This is a genomic window from Streptomyces torulosus (assembly GCF_001419765.1).
Classification (GTDB): domain Bacteria; phylum Actinomycetota; class Actinomycetes; order Streptomycetales; family Streptomycetaceae; genus Streptomyces; species Streptomyces torulosus.
Map to the genome: position 1 here is coordinate 20,221 of NZ_LIRK01000036.1, position 13,823 is coordinate 34,043.

Annotated in this window: 13 protein-coding genes and 1 pseudogene; 4 read left to right on the forward strand and 10 right to left on the reverse strand. The window is 70.0% G+C overall.

Annotated elements, in window-relative coordinates:
- Positions 1–184: 184 nt before the first annotated feature.
- The 7 genes from AOK23_RS03565 to AOK23_RS03595 are packed head-to-tail and all read right to left on the reverse strand — an operon-like array spanning position 185 to position 7,251.
- Positions 185–1,660, reverse strand: coding sequence for a CoA transferase (locus AOK23_RS03565; protein ID WP_055711285.1), 1,476 nt, complete (start codon positions 1,658–1,660; stop codon positions 185–187).
- On the reverse strand, positions 1,657–2,556 hold the full coding sequence (locus AOK23_RS03570; protein WP_157877930.1) for an alpha/beta fold hydrolase: 900 nt from the start codon (positions 2,554–2,556) through the stop codon (positions 1,657–1,659). Before AOK23_RS03570 ends, AOK23_RS03565 begins: the two co-directional genes overlap by 4 nt.
- Positions 2,557–2,566: 10 nt before the next feature.
- Positions 2,567–2,992: a Zn-ribbon domain-containing OB-fold protein gene (locus AOK23_RS03575; RefSeq protein ID WP_055711287.1), complete on the reverse strand. Its 426-nt coding sequence runs from the start codon at positions 2,990–2,992 to the stop codon at positions 2,567–2,569.
- Positions 2,989–4,116, reverse strand: coding sequence for a thiolase family protein (locus AOK23_RS03580; protein WP_079049264.1), 1,128 nt, complete (start codon positions 4,114–4,116; stop codon positions 2,989–2,991). The genes AOK23_RS03575 and AOK23_RS03580 overlap by 4 nt, the downstream gene beginning before the upstream one ends.
- A 14-nt stretch (positions 4,117–4,130) precedes the next feature.
- Complete coding sequence (locus tag AOK23_RS03585; protein ID WP_055711288.1) at positions 4,131–5,330, reverse strand: CaiB/BaiF CoA transferase family protein; 1,200 nt, start codon at positions 5,328–5,330, stop codon at positions 4,131–4,133.
- Positions 5,327–6,445: a CoA transferase gene (locus tag AOK23_RS03590; RefSeq protein ID WP_055711289.1), complete on the reverse strand. Its 1,119-nt coding sequence runs from the start codon at positions 6,443–6,445 to the stop codon at positions 5,327–5,329. Before AOK23_RS03590 ends, AOK23_RS03585 begins: the two co-directional genes overlap by 4 nt.
- Positions 6,442–7,251: an enoyl-CoA hydratase/isomerase family protein gene (locus tag AOK23_RS03595; protein ID WP_157877931.1), complete on the reverse strand. Its 810-nt coding sequence runs from the start codon at positions 7,249–7,251 to the stop codon at positions 6,442–6,444. Before AOK23_RS03595 ends, AOK23_RS03590 begins: the two co-directional genes overlap by 4 nt.
- 113 nt (positions 7,252–7,364) lie before the next feature.
- Here AOK23_RS03595 and AOK23_RS03600 point away from each other — a divergent pair, with 113 nt between their 5' ends.
- Complete coding sequence (locus AOK23_RS03600; RefSeq protein ID WP_079049266.1) at positions 7,365–8,012, forward strand: TetR/AcrR family transcriptional regulator; 648 nt, start codon at positions 7,365–7,367, stop codon at positions 8,010–8,012.
- Here the strand turns inward: AOK23_RS03600 and AOK23_RS03605 are convergent.
- Complete coding sequence (locus tag AOK23_RS03605) at positions 7,985–9,487, reverse strand: aldehyde dehydrogenase family protein (protein WP_055711292.1); 1,503 nt, start codon at positions 9,485–9,487, stop codon at positions 7,985–7,987. The genes AOK23_RS03600 and AOK23_RS03605 overlap by 28 nt on opposite strands.
- 217 nt (positions 9,488–9,704) lie before the next feature.
- Here AOK23_RS03605 and AOK23_RS03610 point away from each other — a divergent pair, with 217 nt between their 5' ends.
- Positions 9,705–10,325 carry an MFS transporter gene (locus AOK23_RS03610; RefSeq protein ID WP_055711293.1) on the forward strand — a complete coding sequence of 207 codons (621 nt, stop codon included), beginning with the start codon at positions 9,705–9,707 and terminating at the stop codon, positions 10,323–10,325.
- A gap of 6 nt (positions 10,326–10,331) precedes the next feature.
- On the opposite strand, the gene AOK23_RS47650 is transcribed toward AOK23_RS03610, so the two are convergent.
- Positions 10,332–10,688 (reverse strand): hypothetical protein, encoded by a 357-nt coding sequence (locus AOK23_RS47650; RefSeq protein ID WP_055711294.1) that lies wholly within the window; start codon positions 10,686–10,688, stop codon positions 10,332–10,334.
- An 89-nt stretch (positions 10,689–10,777) separates the two neighbouring features.
- Positions 10,778–12,202: an FAD-binding protein gene (locus tag AOK23_RS03620; protein ID WP_055711295.1), complete on the reverse strand. Its 1,425-nt coding sequence runs from the start codon at positions 12,200–12,202 to the stop codon at positions 10,778–10,780.
- Between the two features lie 943 nt (positions 12,203–13,145).
- On the opposite strand from AOK23_RS03620, the gene AOK23_RS47655 reads away from it, so the two are divergent.
- Both AOK23_RS47655 and AOK23_RS51835 read left to right on the forward strand, forming a co-directional pair.
- A complete protein-coding gene (locus tag AOK23_RS47655; protein WP_055711296.1) occupies positions 13,146–13,409 on the forward strand; it encodes an alpha/beta fold hydrolase in 264 nt (87 codons plus the stop codon).
- 107 nt (positions 13,410–13,516) lie between these two features.
- A pseudogene (locus tag AOK23_RS51835) lies at positions 13,517–13,823 on the forward strand (IS5 family transposase); the annotation flags it as partial.

Here is a 13,823-nt window from a genome sequence, read left to right on the forward strand (position 1 = left end):
ATCCAGGGGCACGGCCGGTTTTCCGGGCTGGCCTGAGGCGTCGATCGCTGGGGAGAGGAGTCCGCGGGATGCTGGAAGAGGCGCCTCGACAGGACGTTCCTCGGCTTCGACGACTGATCGAGAGGGCGCCGGACCGGTGATGACGTGATGCTCATGGCATCCCCTCCCGCATCGCGTGCCCGGTTCAGAAGGCCCAATTCGGTGTCGCGGAACCCACGCGCTCGGCCGGGCGCTCCCAGAACAGGGGATTCCCCTCGATCTGCACCGGGAACACGAGCCGCTTGACCGGGCCGAACGGACCCGCGTAGATGCGGTCCTCCCACGGCCCGTCGATGGGGATCTGGATGGCCGGGCCCGGATCCGCCGTCGACCGTGCGTCCTTGATGACCAGCGAGGCCGTTCGCGCCAGCGAGAACTTCCACGTCGATCCGGCGCCCGTGCGGGCGCGCGTGGTCAGGCCGCGAATCGCCGCGGCGGCCATCATGTGGCCCGTGGTGAAATCGAGCCCCTCGACCGTGGTGTGCCGGGGACGCGAGGCGTCGACCAGCAGCCCGTTCACCGAGATCGGCACGCGCGTCTCGGGGTCTTCCAGCGCCCACCGCTGTGTCTCGTTCGCCAGCCCGACGCTGAACTGCACCACGGTGTCGAAGCCGCGGCGCAGGGCCCACGGGCCCGTCCAGCCGTAGGCACGCACGGCCACCTCGACGAGGTCGGGCTTGATCGCGCGCCGCTCCTCCTCGCTGATGATCGCGTCGATCGCCCCGGGCCGGTAGCCGTGGACGAAGACGTCGGCTTCGGCGAGCAGACGCTTGAACTGCTCGAGGCCCTCGGGCGTCTTGATGTCGAGGAAGGCCCAGCGCTTGCCGAGCACCATCTCTGCGCCGCGGCCCCCGTGGCTGATGGCCTCGTCGGAGCCGGGCCGATCGATGCGCAGCACCTCCGCGCCGAGCGCGGCGAGCCACCGCGTTCCCACCGGGCCCGCGATCACACGGGTCATGTCGAGGACCTTGATCCCCGCCAGGGGCCGGCCCGGAGTGGGCCGCCACAGGGAACCCGACGCCGGGTGCTCGGTGTACGCCGCCAGCGGCTCGGCGTCGACCGCGCGCCCCGCCGGCGTCTCGAGCCACTCTTCGGGCGTCCGGCTCGCGGCGACGACGGCGTTGCCGTCGACGAGCCGCTGCTCGATCTCGTCGGCCGGGGCCGCCTTCACGACGGCCGCGACGGCGTCGATGTCGTCGGCGACACCGAGGGCCTTGACGATCCGCGCGCGGGCCGAGGGGAAAATGCCGTGCAGACGCAGCCACCGGTCGTCGGCCGTGGGCAACTCGGTGAAGAAGTCGAGGTTCGCCGGCATGGGGACGATGAGCGGTTCGCCCAGCGGCTGCGAGGGCCCGAGGGGCAGGCGGAACCAGCCGCTGGCGATGTAGCGGTCGGCCTCGATCGCGGGGTGCGGCTCACCCACCTCGCCGAGGAGCTCGCCCACGGCGGTGGCCACGAGGGCGTTGGACGCGCCCGCGAGATCGGTCAGCGCGAAAGGCGAGGGCATGGCCCCCTCGCCGGTGAAGGTGACGTTGCTCGTGAGCTCGGCGTCGCCGCCCAGAGCGGTCCACAGTTGGCTCAGCAGGCGGTGGGTTTCGGGGAAGGTACGGGACATGATCATCCGATTTCTCTGTGGGTACGGGAAGTGTCCTGCGGTTCCAGCTGCTCGATCGCGGGCAGCCAGGCGGTCATCAAGGCCTGCAGCACCGCGACGAAGGCCACCGGCTGATCCAGGAACGGGTTGTGACCGGATACCGCGATGACGGCCTCTGCGGATGGAGCGGGGGTGAGGGCCCGCATCTCGGCCGCGGCATCCGCGTCGAGCACTCCCCCGTCGGTCCGGATGATGGCGAGGGGCACAACGAGCCGGCGGAGGAGGTCGCGCAGCGACGCGTTCTCGATCCACAGGCGATCGGAACGTTTCCACCGCCACCCGTCGCCCTCGCGCCGGAGGGACGTCTGCGCGAGATGGCGGCGCAGCACCTCGGGGAGAGGCGCGTCGGTGCGCGAATGGCCAGTCGAGAATCGGGCGATGCCCTCTTCCGCCGAATCGAAGCGCGGACTGGGCTTGTCGCGCCCCGGCCAACCGGCATCGTTGAAGCGGGTGTCGACCGTCACGACCGCCCGGAACAGCCGCGGATGGCGTATGGCCGCGGCGACGCCGACAACACCGCCCATGCTGTGCCCGACCAGCACGGTGCGGCGGAGCCCGGCGGCTCGCGCGACGGCCGCAACCTCGTCGGCCCACCCGTCGATCGCATAGGCGTCGCGGTGCGTGCTTTCGCCGTTGCCGGAGAGGTCGATGGCCACCACCCGGGAGCCGGTGAGAGCCGGCCCGATGAGGTCCCACCACCGCGCGTGTGCCAGCCCACCGTGCACGAGCAGGATTCCGTCCGCCTCTCGCGGACCCCAGACGCGGTAGGCGATCTGAGCGCCGCCCACGGCGACCCGGTACTCGCGGGCCGGCACGGCGAGGTTCCGCTCGATCCAGTCGAGCGTGCCGCCGGGCGCCGTCATGACGGGCATGTCACGGTGCCGCGAATCGGAGGAGAGTCACGGCATCGGTGACGTCGTTCCACGACGCCACCAGTCGCATCCCCACTCGCGCCTCGTCGGGCTCGACGTCGAGACGGACCGTGAAGACCACGCCATCATCGGTGAGCACGCGTCCGACGACGTAGGGGATCTCGTCCTTCATCGAGGGGTCGAGTGCGCGGTGGTAGACGACGTAGCTGTAGAGCTCGCCGGTCGGCGCGATCGGCACCCACGACTGCGAGTCCGACCAGCACCGGGGGCAGATCTCGGTCGCCGGATAGCGCAGGTCGCCGCACGCGTCGCATCTCTGTGCCAGGAGCCGGTGCTCGCGTGCCGCCTCCCAGAAGGCGGCGGTGGCGGGGTCGGCGACGTCCGGAAGGTTCTGCGGCGTCGCGTTCGAGGTCGGCGCGTAGGTCATTGCGAAGTCCCGATGATCGAGGCAGCGCTCTTGAAGAACGCCATGGTGGAGCAGTACAGGGCGAGTTCGGGGTCGGGCACCTGGCGGTCGGGCTCGACCGTCCCACGCAGTTGGCGAACGGCTTCGACCATGTGGAGCCAGCCCCACATGTAGCTCTCGGAGAGCTGACCGCCGTTGGTGTTGAGCGGCATGTCTCCCCCGGGCCGGGTGTGCCCCTCGGCCACCCAGCGCCCGCCCTCGCCGACCGGCGCGAATCCGTAGTACTCGACCATCTGCAGGTTCCACACGGCGGTGGGGTTCTGGATGTAGAGGATGTCGATGTCCGACGGAGTGAACCCGGTGTTCTGCCAGATGCGGGCGGCGGTGCCCCCGATGTTGGGCCGGGAGGGGAAATCGGCGAAGCGATCACCGATGATTTCCGTCCCCTCGGCCATGCCGAGGATGTACACCGGCTTGTTCGGGTAGTCCTTTGCTCGCTCGGCGCTGGTGACGATCAGCGCAACCCCGCCGTCGGAGATCATCGTGACGTCTTCGCGCCGCAGCGGCTCGACGAGATACGGCTTGGCCAGGTAGCCCTCGATCGTGAGCGGATCGCGGAAGATCGCCAGGGGATTGCGCTGCGCCCACTCGCGTTCCGATACGGCGAACCAGCCGAACTCCTCGTCCGTCGTCCCGTAGAGCGCTTTGTGGCGCTGCAACGCCATGCCCGCCTGCCCGGCGATGTGCACAAAGCCCGACGCCCCCTCGAGAGACGGCGTGGGGGCGGCGAAGTTGACCTTCGACGAGCGAGCGTTGGCGCCGTAGACCAGGACGATCGTCTCGGCGAGCCCGGTGAGGATCGCCTGTACCGCCAGGTGCAGCGAGAAGTTGCACGTGCCGTAGTCGAGCGTCTGGGCGTACTTCGGACTCATTCCGAACAGCGGCCCGACGGAAACGTCCGCGTTCCCGCCCTGGATGGACTTGCACGTGATGAGGCCGTCGATCTGCTCCCGCGTGATGCCCGCGTCGGCCAGCGCGGCCGTGATGGCCTCGATCGACAGCCGTTCGGCGCTCTTTCCCGGGAATGTGCCCTGATCGGAGTGTCCCACTCCGACGATCGCGACTTTGCCGCGGATGTCTTCCACCGTGTCTTCGTCTCTCAGTTCGGTGTTGTCGTCGCCTGCGGTGCCGACACGATGCCCCGCGCGAGCAGCGCATCGATCTCGTCCGCGGTGTACTCGAGCTCGGCGAGCACCTCGGCGGTGTGCTCGCCGACGTGGGGGGCACGCCGCCGGATGAGCGGGTCGTTCGCAGCGAAGCGCACGACCGGCCCGCGTTGCCTCTCGGTTCCCCCCTCGGCGAGCTCGACCGTCTGCCACCAGCCCCGCTCGTGCAGGTCGGGATCCTCGAGCAGTTCGTGACCGCTGACGACCGCCGCGGCCGCCAGGCCCGCCGCCTGCAGTTCCGCGGCGGCCTCGTCCCTGGTGCGTCCGGCGGCCCACGCATCCGTGGCACGGCGCAGCGCCTCGTCGTCGCCCGCGTCGGCGTCACCGACGACCGCGTGCAGGCGCGAACGGTCCTCGCGGGTTTCCAGTGAGACCGCGACCCACTGGTCGTCGCCGAGGCAGCGCGAGAGCCATCCCAGTGCGCCCGGAGCATTGTTGGCGTCGGGCTGCGGGTTCGGGGCGCCGAGCGACGTGGCGAGGATATGCTCTCCGAGCAGGCTGGTCACGGTCTCACGCTGCGACATGTCGACCCACCGGGCTCGACCGTCGGCCCGGGCGGCCATCACGGCCGCCAGGATCACCGCGGGGGCGAGGGAGTTGGCCGTCTGGTCGGGATAATTGATCCGACCACTCGACCACGTCGGGGTGTCCGCGTCGTATCCGCTGAGCGACTGGATGCCGCCGAGGGAGTCCAGGGTCGTGCCGAACGAGGTGAAGCCCCGATTGGGGCCGGTGGCGCCCTGGCTGGATATCGAGACGAGAACGATGTCGGGGCGCAGAGCGACCAGGTCGGCGAATCCCAACCCGAGCCGCTCAATCGCTCCCCGGCGGAAGTTCTCGACCACGACATCACTGCGACTGATGAGCCGGCGGGCGATCTCGTGCCCCTCCTCGGTCTTCAGATCCACCGCAAGGCCCCGCTTGTTGCGGTTGGCGACGCGGAAGGGAGGGAAGGCGAGGTCGCTCGAGCCGCCCTTGTCACCGGTGAAGCCCAGCCGGTAGAGATCCGGCCGGTTCCCGCTCTCGATCTTCACGACGTCCGCTCCGAAGTCGGCGAGCACCTGCGTGGCCGCCGCTCCCGCGGTGACGATCGAGAGATCGGCGACCTTCAGACCCTGCAACAGCCCGCTCATGCGCCATCCTCCTCGTCGAGATCGTCGATGGTCCGAACCGCCCACGGGGCATCCGGGATCTCCCCCGCTCCCACCCCGGGCACCTCGACGCGCTGGAAGAAGTCGCGCGCGCGGTACTGGGGAGAATCCAGCAGATCCGACATCGTCGCGACATACCCCGACGGGATGCTTCTTGCCTGTGCGCGGGCGTACAGCTCCTTCTTCGACATCGGAAGAGTCGTCTCCTCGACGAGCTCTTTGAGCTCTCTCTCGTGGAGCGCTCGAGAACCGGGGGTCGCGAAACGGGGATCGTCGAGGCGCGGGTCGCCCAGCATCTCCTTCACGCCGTCCCAGTCGCGGGGGGTGAAGAACAAGCCGAAGTGCCCGTCGCGCGTGCGCGCGACCAGCGGTCCCCCGCCTTCGTCGCCCCGCCGATCGATGGGCTGGCCGGTCTGAAAGACGCTGGCGATCTTCCACTCCAAGTGCGCCGCCGCTTCGAACTCCGACGTCTCGAACGACGTGGCCTGGCCGGTCGACTGACGGTGGAAGAGTCCGATCATCACGCCGTCCAGGACGAGCAGTCCCGCCGTCGCCCGGACTGGGTGACTGCCCAGGCGCACCGGCTCGCGGCTCGCCGAGCCGATGAGGTTCATGAAGCCGCCCGCTGCCTGCAGGAGGAGTTCGTTCGAGCGCAGGTGCGTGCGCGTTCCGTCATCGCCCCACGCCGTCACATGGCCGATGACGGCCCCACTGGCCCGTCGACGCACGTCGTCGAGGTCGATCCCTTTCTCGCTCCACCGCGAGGTCGTCCCGGCGATGAGCACGACGTCAGCGTCGTCCAGCAGGTCGTCGAGGCGAGCGCGCGCCTCGGGCGCGCGCGGGTCAAGGTCGATGGTGTCCTTGTTCTGACGCAACCAGACTCCGGCCGCCGACGGGCCGTGCTTGTCGTCGCCGAGCCGCGGCCCGAGAGTGTCGAGTTCGACCTCCTCGCCGGTGGGCACCACGCGCGTCACGTGGGCGCCCAGTCGCTCGAGGAAGCGCCCGGCGAGAGCCGTCGAGAAGGTCTCCCCCAGCTCGACGACACGGGTGGAGGCCGGGAGCAGCCCGGTGACACGCGTCGAGTCGGCGGTGCTCACGCTCCCTGCCCCACTCCTCGGTGACCGCGGAGGAACGCCTCGATGCCGTCGCGGGAGGCCGGCGTCTGCCCACTGACGATGCGACCCGTCATCTCGGTGTAGGCGATCGCGTCGTCCCACGAGAGGTTCTCCATCGCCTGGATGGTGCGCTTGCCCCAGTCCAGCGCCACCGGGTTGAACGTCGCGAGCTGCTTGGCCCAGTCCGTGGCCTCGGCCAGCAGCTGGTCGTCGGGCACGACCTTGTTGACGATCGCCATGCGAAGGGCCTCGTAGGCGTCGACCCGGCGCGCCAGCAGGATGATCTGTGCCGCGTGCTTGGGCGCGAGCCGCTTCACCGCCGCCGGGCCGGCGTGAGAGGGAAATCCGCCGAAGCCCATCTCTGGTGCGCCGATCTGCGCCGATTCCGCCGCGATGGCGAGGTCGCAGCTGTGGACGAGCGTCGATCCTCCGCCGAGGGCGTAGCCGTTGACGGCGGCGATGAAAATCGCGGGATGCGAGCGGATGTCGGCTTGCACCTCGGTCCAGTAGTGCGTCTGCTGGCTGGAGCGCGAGGAGAAGCCGTCTCCCGTCTGCTCACTGAGGTCGACTCCGGCGCAGAAGGCCGGGCCGGCACCCGTCAGGACGACGGCCTGCTTGTCACGGACCACGGCCAGGGCTTCGCGCAGCTGTCGCACCGCCTCGCGGCTCATCGCGTTGCGCTTGGCCGGGCGGTTCAGGGTCAGCACGGCGTACCCGTCGTGGTCGTCGATGAGCACCAGTGGCTCGTCGGGATTCTGCATCTGTGCAGACAAGGGAGCTTCAGTCATGATCATCCTTAGTCAATCAACTAGATAGTTGAAACATACTGGGCGCGCGGAAGTTCCGCAACGACGAGCCGCCGGCGACGCGGAACCGTCCAACCCGATGGTTGAATGACCCCATGTCTTCTTCTTCGACACGCGCGTCCACCGAATCGGAAAACGCCTCCGCGCGCGAGCGCATCCTGGACGTGGCCGTGGAGGAGTTCTCCTCGAAGGGGTTCGCGGCGGTGCGCATCGACTCGATCGCTGCGCGCGCCAACGCGAACAAGCAGCTGATCTACTACTACTTCTCGTCGAAGTCGGGCCTGTACGACGCCGTCCTCGATCGGCTCGTCGACACGTACCGCCCCGTTTGGGCGGCGATGCGCGAGGGCACCATCGACGACATGGTCCGCCTGCGCACCGAGCGGGCGCGCGACGGCATCACCTGGCGGCGCCTCCTGGCCTGGGAAGGCCTGGAGTACTGGGAGAACCGCGACAGTCCGGTGCATCGCGAAGACATCCGCAAGGCCGCGTACGACAATCAGCGGGAAGTGCTGGAGCACGCGCAGCAGAGCGGCGCGTTCCCCGCCGACGTCGATGCGCGCTTCGCCTCGCTGCTGCTGATCTTCGCCTCACTGGGCCCCGCCGCCTTCCCCCAGATCACCAAGCTCGTGACGGGGCTCGAGCCCGATGACCCCGCGGTCGCCGACGGGGTCGATCAGGTCATCGCCGCGCTGCTGGCGCGCACCTCAGAGGATCAGCGCCCCTCCGGCCCCAGCCAGTAGGCCTTGACGTGGGTGTACTCGTCGAACAGGTCGAGGCCCATCTCGTGACCGACACCGCTGTTCTTGCGTCCCCCGAACGGCACGTTTCCGCTGAAGGCGCGCCAGGTGTTGATCCACACGACGCCGACGTCGAGTCGCTCCGACACGCGGCGCGCCCGGTCCACGTCCGTGGTCCACAGTCCGCCCACCAGGCCGTACTCGCTTTCGTTCGCGATGCGCACGGCCTCGTCATCGGTGGCGAAGGTGATGAGCGAACCGACGGGGCCGAAGATCTCCTCCCGCCGCAGGCGCGACTGCTCGTCGGGGGTCTCGTACAGCGTGGGTTCCACGAAGAGCCCCCGGGCGATACCGAACGGCTCCGCTCCGCGGCGCCCACCGGCGACGAGCCGCGTCGTGGACTCCGACTCGGCGACGTCAAGGTAGCCGCACACCTTCGCGTACTGAGGGCGGGACGCGATCGGCCCGATCGCTGTGCCGGGGTCGAGCGGGTCGCCGATGGGCAGCGCCGCGAGGGCCTTTGTGAGTCGCTCGAGCACCTCGTCCTTGACGTCTTCGTGGACGAGGACGCGCGAGCCCGCGTTGCAGGCCTGACCGGTCCCTGCGGTGAGGCCGACGACGATACCCTCGACGGCGCGATCCAGGTCGGCATCCGCGAAGACGATGTTGGCCCCCTTGCCGCCCAGCTCGAGGGTCGTGCGAACGAGACGGCCGGCGGCGGCCTGCGCGATCCGGCGACCGGTCGCGGTCGAGCCGGTGAAGGCGATCTTGTCGATCCCCTCGTGCTCGACGAGCGCCGCGCCCGCCGCGCCAGCGCCGGTGACGACACTGATGACGCCCGGGGGGAAGCCCGCCTCGACGGCGAGTTCGACGAGCCGGATTGTCGAGACCGGAGTGACCTCGCTCGGCTTCACGATCACCGCGTTGCCGACCGCCAGGGCCGGGAACAGCTTCCATCCGAGCAGACCGATGGGGTTGTTCCACGGAGTGATCGCCGCAACGACGCCGACGGGCACCTTCGTCGTCCACGCCCGGTGCCCCGGCATCATCGGGGTCACCGTGTCGCCGTGGAGCGTCGTGGCGTAGTGCGCGCAGAACTCGATCGCGTTGGCGATCGAGCCCATCGCCAGGGTCATCTCGGTCAGCGTCTTGCCGTTCTCGTGCACCTGGATGCGCGCGATCTCCGCCACATGCTCGCGCACGAGAGCCGCCCAGCGCTGGAACAGCGCGAGGCGCTGGAACGGGGAGGTCGCCGCCCACGCGGGTTGGGCGGCACGGGCAGCCGCGACGGCGCGGTCGACGTCGTGCGCCGACGCTTCCGGGACGTAGCCCCACTCGGCTTCCTCGTACGGGTCGAAGCAGCGGAAGACGGCGCCGTCGGCGGCCTGCGTGCTGCGACCGTCGATGATCATTCCGTGTCGCCGTTCCGGGTCCATCTCCGGGAAGCGGGTCGGGGCGGTGGTGGGTGCAGTCGTCATCGACCGGCCTTTCTTCGATGCGGCGAGGGCCACCACGGCCACTTCAACCGCTTAGTTGAATCTGCATACTAGGGCCGCCATTCGACACCGTCGAGTAACCGCGATGATCGATCGTCGACGACGCACCCTCGAGGACCCGCTCGGCGGTCGCACCCGCCAGGCCGCGTCGCGCGCGGCCGGCGCCGACACAGGGGAGCCACCGTGGACGAGCCGTTCGATGCGCGCCGAGCGGATGACCATCACCCGCACCCGGGCAGGGTGGCCGCCGTGCTCGCCGTGGCGGGCCTCGGGAGCGTCGTTCGTCTTCACCGCGATCATCCCCATCCAGGCGCGCCTGCTCGACCTCTTCGCGTCGGGACGCGAACAGACCGCGTGGGCCGTCACGGCGACGCTCCTCGTTGCGACGGTCCTCACCCCGATCTCGGGGCGGCTGGCCGACATGATCGGCAAACGCCGCGTCGCGCTCGCGCTCCTCGCGCTACTGACCCTCGGCTCGGTCGTGTTGGCGGGCGCGCAAGAGCTGTGGATGCTCATCCTCGGCCGCGGACTGCAGGGGGCGGCGACCGGCATCATCCCGGTGGGGATCGCCATCCTCCGCGACCCCGTTCCCGCGCGCCGCCTCGACACCTCGATCGCTCTGATGAGCGCGACGCTCGGCGTCGGAGGCGCCCTCGGACTGCCGATCAGCGCGATCGTCAACCAGCTCGCCGGCTGGCGCTGGACGTTCGGGGCGACCGCGGTTTCGCGGCCGTTGTCGCGGCGCTCGTGGTGGCGGTCGTCCCCGAGAGCGCGCGGCGCAGCGGCGGACGGTTCGACGCCCTGGGCGCGGCGGGGTTGACCCTCGTCACCGGTGCCCTCCTGGCGCTGCTGTCCTACGGGGCGCCACGTGGGGCTGGACCTCGCCGGCCACCCTCCCCACGTCCGCGGCGGCGCTGATGGTGCTGGCCGGGTGGGTGTGGCACGAGTCGCGCACCCGTGGCATCACCATCTTCTTACCGATCCGATCGGCGAGGATACCGGCGACGGCACCCGCCGTCTCGGGCCTGACACCGAATTCGCCTTTCGCGAGGATCACGGGCAGCGTGACGCCGAACAGCGAAAGGTCGAAGCCGTCGGCGATCGCGAGGATCGTGGCAACGACAAGGAACCGCCGGCGCAGTGCTTTCGCGCGGTCGGAGGTCGGCAGGGTGGTGGCGCTCATCGCCTGGCGACCCGGGGATAGCCGTGCGGCGCGAGCCGCGGAAAGACGAGGGGCCGGGCGCTTTCGCACCCGCCCCCTCGCGAGACTGCTCAGACCGTCAGCGCGACGGCGGCGTCACTGACGACCGCTTTGCCCGCGAGGCGCCCGAAGGTCATCGACCGCAGGCCCGAGCTGCCCGATGGGTACTCGTTGTAGAAGATGCCGGCGATCTCCCCCGCCGCGTACAGGCCGGGGACCGGCTTGCCCGCCGGGGTGAGCACGCGGCTCGAGCCGTCGACGCGGAGCCCCCCGTAGGTGAAGCAGATGCGCGGGGCGATCGGCCACGCCGAGTAGGGCCCCTCGGTGAGAGGCGCGGCGAAGTTGCTCTTGGCCGGCGACAGGCCGCGCGTGCCGATGCCGTCCAGGGGCGTGAACGGGTTGATGGTGTTCCCCTGGACCGCCGCGTTGAACTCCTCCACCGTCTGCGTGAGGGCGGCGGCGTCGATGCCCAGCTGCGTCGCGAGCTCCGCGATCGTCTCGGCCACGACGGGTTCCGCCGCGCCGTCGTTCATCGCGGTCGCCCAGGGCACGGTGCGCTGGGCGCCGGCGTCGATGATGGCGTACGCGGTGCCGATCTGCTTGCGGAAGATCTCGTTGGCCACCCGGTCGAACTGCAGGTCGTATCCCTGGCGGGCCTCGTCCATGAACCGACGGCCGTCGCCGTCGACGAGGATGCCGTAGTACCACGCGCCCACGAGCGGTTCCGGACCGGTGACCCGCGGGTCGCACGGCTCGATGTGCGCACCGTCGAACTGTCCGGCCGTGTCCGCTCCCACCTCGACCGCCATCCGGATGCCGTCGCCGCGGTTGTTGTCGGTTCCCGGCGACACCGTCGTGAGCTGGTGGGCATGGGGAAGGTAGCGGGTCAGCATCTCCGGGTTGCCCTCGAATCCGCCGCACGCCAGCACGACGGCGCGGGACTCCATTGTGACGGTGGCGCCGTTGGCGGCCGTCACGACGAGACCGGCGATCGAGCCGTCTTCGGCCACGACGAGCTCGCGCGCGGTCGTCTCATAGAAGAACGAACCGCCCGCGGCGGTGATGCGGGGCACGTACGCCTCGATGACCGCCCGGCCGCCGCCCTCGATGTTCCAGCTGTAACCCGACGGCGAGAAGGGGCTCGGCGAGCTCGGGGTCTGTACCCCCGCCTCGTGCAGCCACCGCAGCGTGGTGGGCACGTTGCTGCCGAACGCCTCGATGTAGTCCTCGTTGGCGCGGGCACCGGCGTTCTCCCGCACGTTCCGCTGCCACGACGGGTCCAGCTCTCCGTCGCCGGTGAGTCGCAGGTACGCGTGCGTCCACGCCGTCGAGCCGCCGCGGTCCCCCTCGGCGGCACGCTCGAGCACGGCGACCCGGAGCGACCGCCCCTCGGCCGCCGCGTCCTCGAGGGCGGCGCGCGCGGCGGACAGACCGGCGAAACCGTGTCCCACCACGACCAGGTCCCACGACCCCTTCAGTTCATCGATGATCCCCATGATCACTCCTTCTTGTCGTCGCTGACAAAAGCACAGGTAACTTCGAGGTCGGCCAAGTCGCACGATCGAGCCTGTGCGGCGACCATAAGACGGCTCGAGCGCGACTACAACCATCTAGTTGATTGAAATCAACTAGATGGTTGACCGCGTGTCGATCGCGTGCGAGGCTCGACGCACTGCGCCGCCGACCCGAGGGATTCATGAGCCGGCTCGACCACAGCATTGGCGAACGACACGCGCGCCTCCTGCGCGATGAGTTCGTCGCCGTTCGCGACGGGGCCGACGCACTCGGCCTCCCCGCCCCCAGGTGCATCGGGAGTCGTTCGAGGTCACGAGCGGACGACGACTCAGCGGCATCCGCTGGGGAGAGGCGACCCCGCTCGCGCTCTTCCTGCACCCCGGGGGCCTGAACGCCCACTCCTGGGACTCGCTCCTCGTGCGCCTGGACCTCCCGGCGATCGCCGTCGACCTTCCGGGGCACGGACACTCCAGCTGGAGGGACGACTTCGACTACCGCCCCGAGACGATGGCCGACGGTCTCGCCCCACTCCTGCGAACTCGCCACGGCTGGACCCCTGCACTTCGTCGGTCAGTCGATGGGCGCACTCGTGGCCGCCGCCCTCGCCGGCCGCCAACGCGAACTCGTTCGCCGGCCTGGTGACGATCGACATCACCCCGAGCAGCCACCCCTCCCCCGCCCACAGCGAGCCCGTTCGCGACTTCATCAACGGCCCGTCCAGCTTCGCCAGCTACGAGGAGGTCGTCGACCGCGGGATCGCAACGGGAATCGGGCGCGATCGCGCCACTCTGGAGCGGGGAGTCATCCTCAACACGCGCCGACGAGAGGACGGCCGTCCCTCTTCCGACACCACTTCGCCTCTCCCTCCGAGACGGCCCGGCGGCCCGGCCCGCACTCGAAGACGTGACGCGACTGTGCAGTGCGATGGCGCACGTTCCCGGCGACTGGCAGCTCCTGGTGACCGGGACGCGCGGCATCGTCGAGCGGGACGAGGTCGTCGAATTCCTACGGCGCACCCCCGGCGCACGTCACGAGGAGCTGGTCGCCGGCCACAACGTCGAGCGCGACGCCCCCGACGCCCTCGCCCGCGTCTTGAGAGAGCACCTCGACGGTCATCGCGAGCCCGACCGGCGCGACGCGCCCCCGGGAGGGTCGCGAACCGGTCGCTGGGCCCTGTCGTCAAAGTGATCTCGGGTTGTGGATCACGGAGTGGTGATACGCCGCCATGAACTGTTCGATGCCGAGTGGGAACTCGTGCGGCCGCTGCTGCCCCAGCCGGTGCTGGGGCGGCCACGGAGCGGTACGGGTCTGGGGCCACGTTGCACACCCGTTTCCGCCGGTGGGCGGCGGACGGCACGTTCGAGCGGACGCTCCGGGCCGCCCAGGCCGACGCGGACGCGGCGGGCGACATCGAGTGGCTGGTGTCGGTGGACTCCAGCATCGTCCGGGCCCACCAGCACGCCGGCGGAGCCCGAAAAGGGGGCTCCGCAGCCCGGCTACCGGACGGTCCCGCGGCGGGCTGACCAGCAAGACATCTCATGTCGCTAGAGGTCAACTTCGCGAGTCAGGCCGCGAGCGCGACGGGCAGGGGGAAGGCCCGCC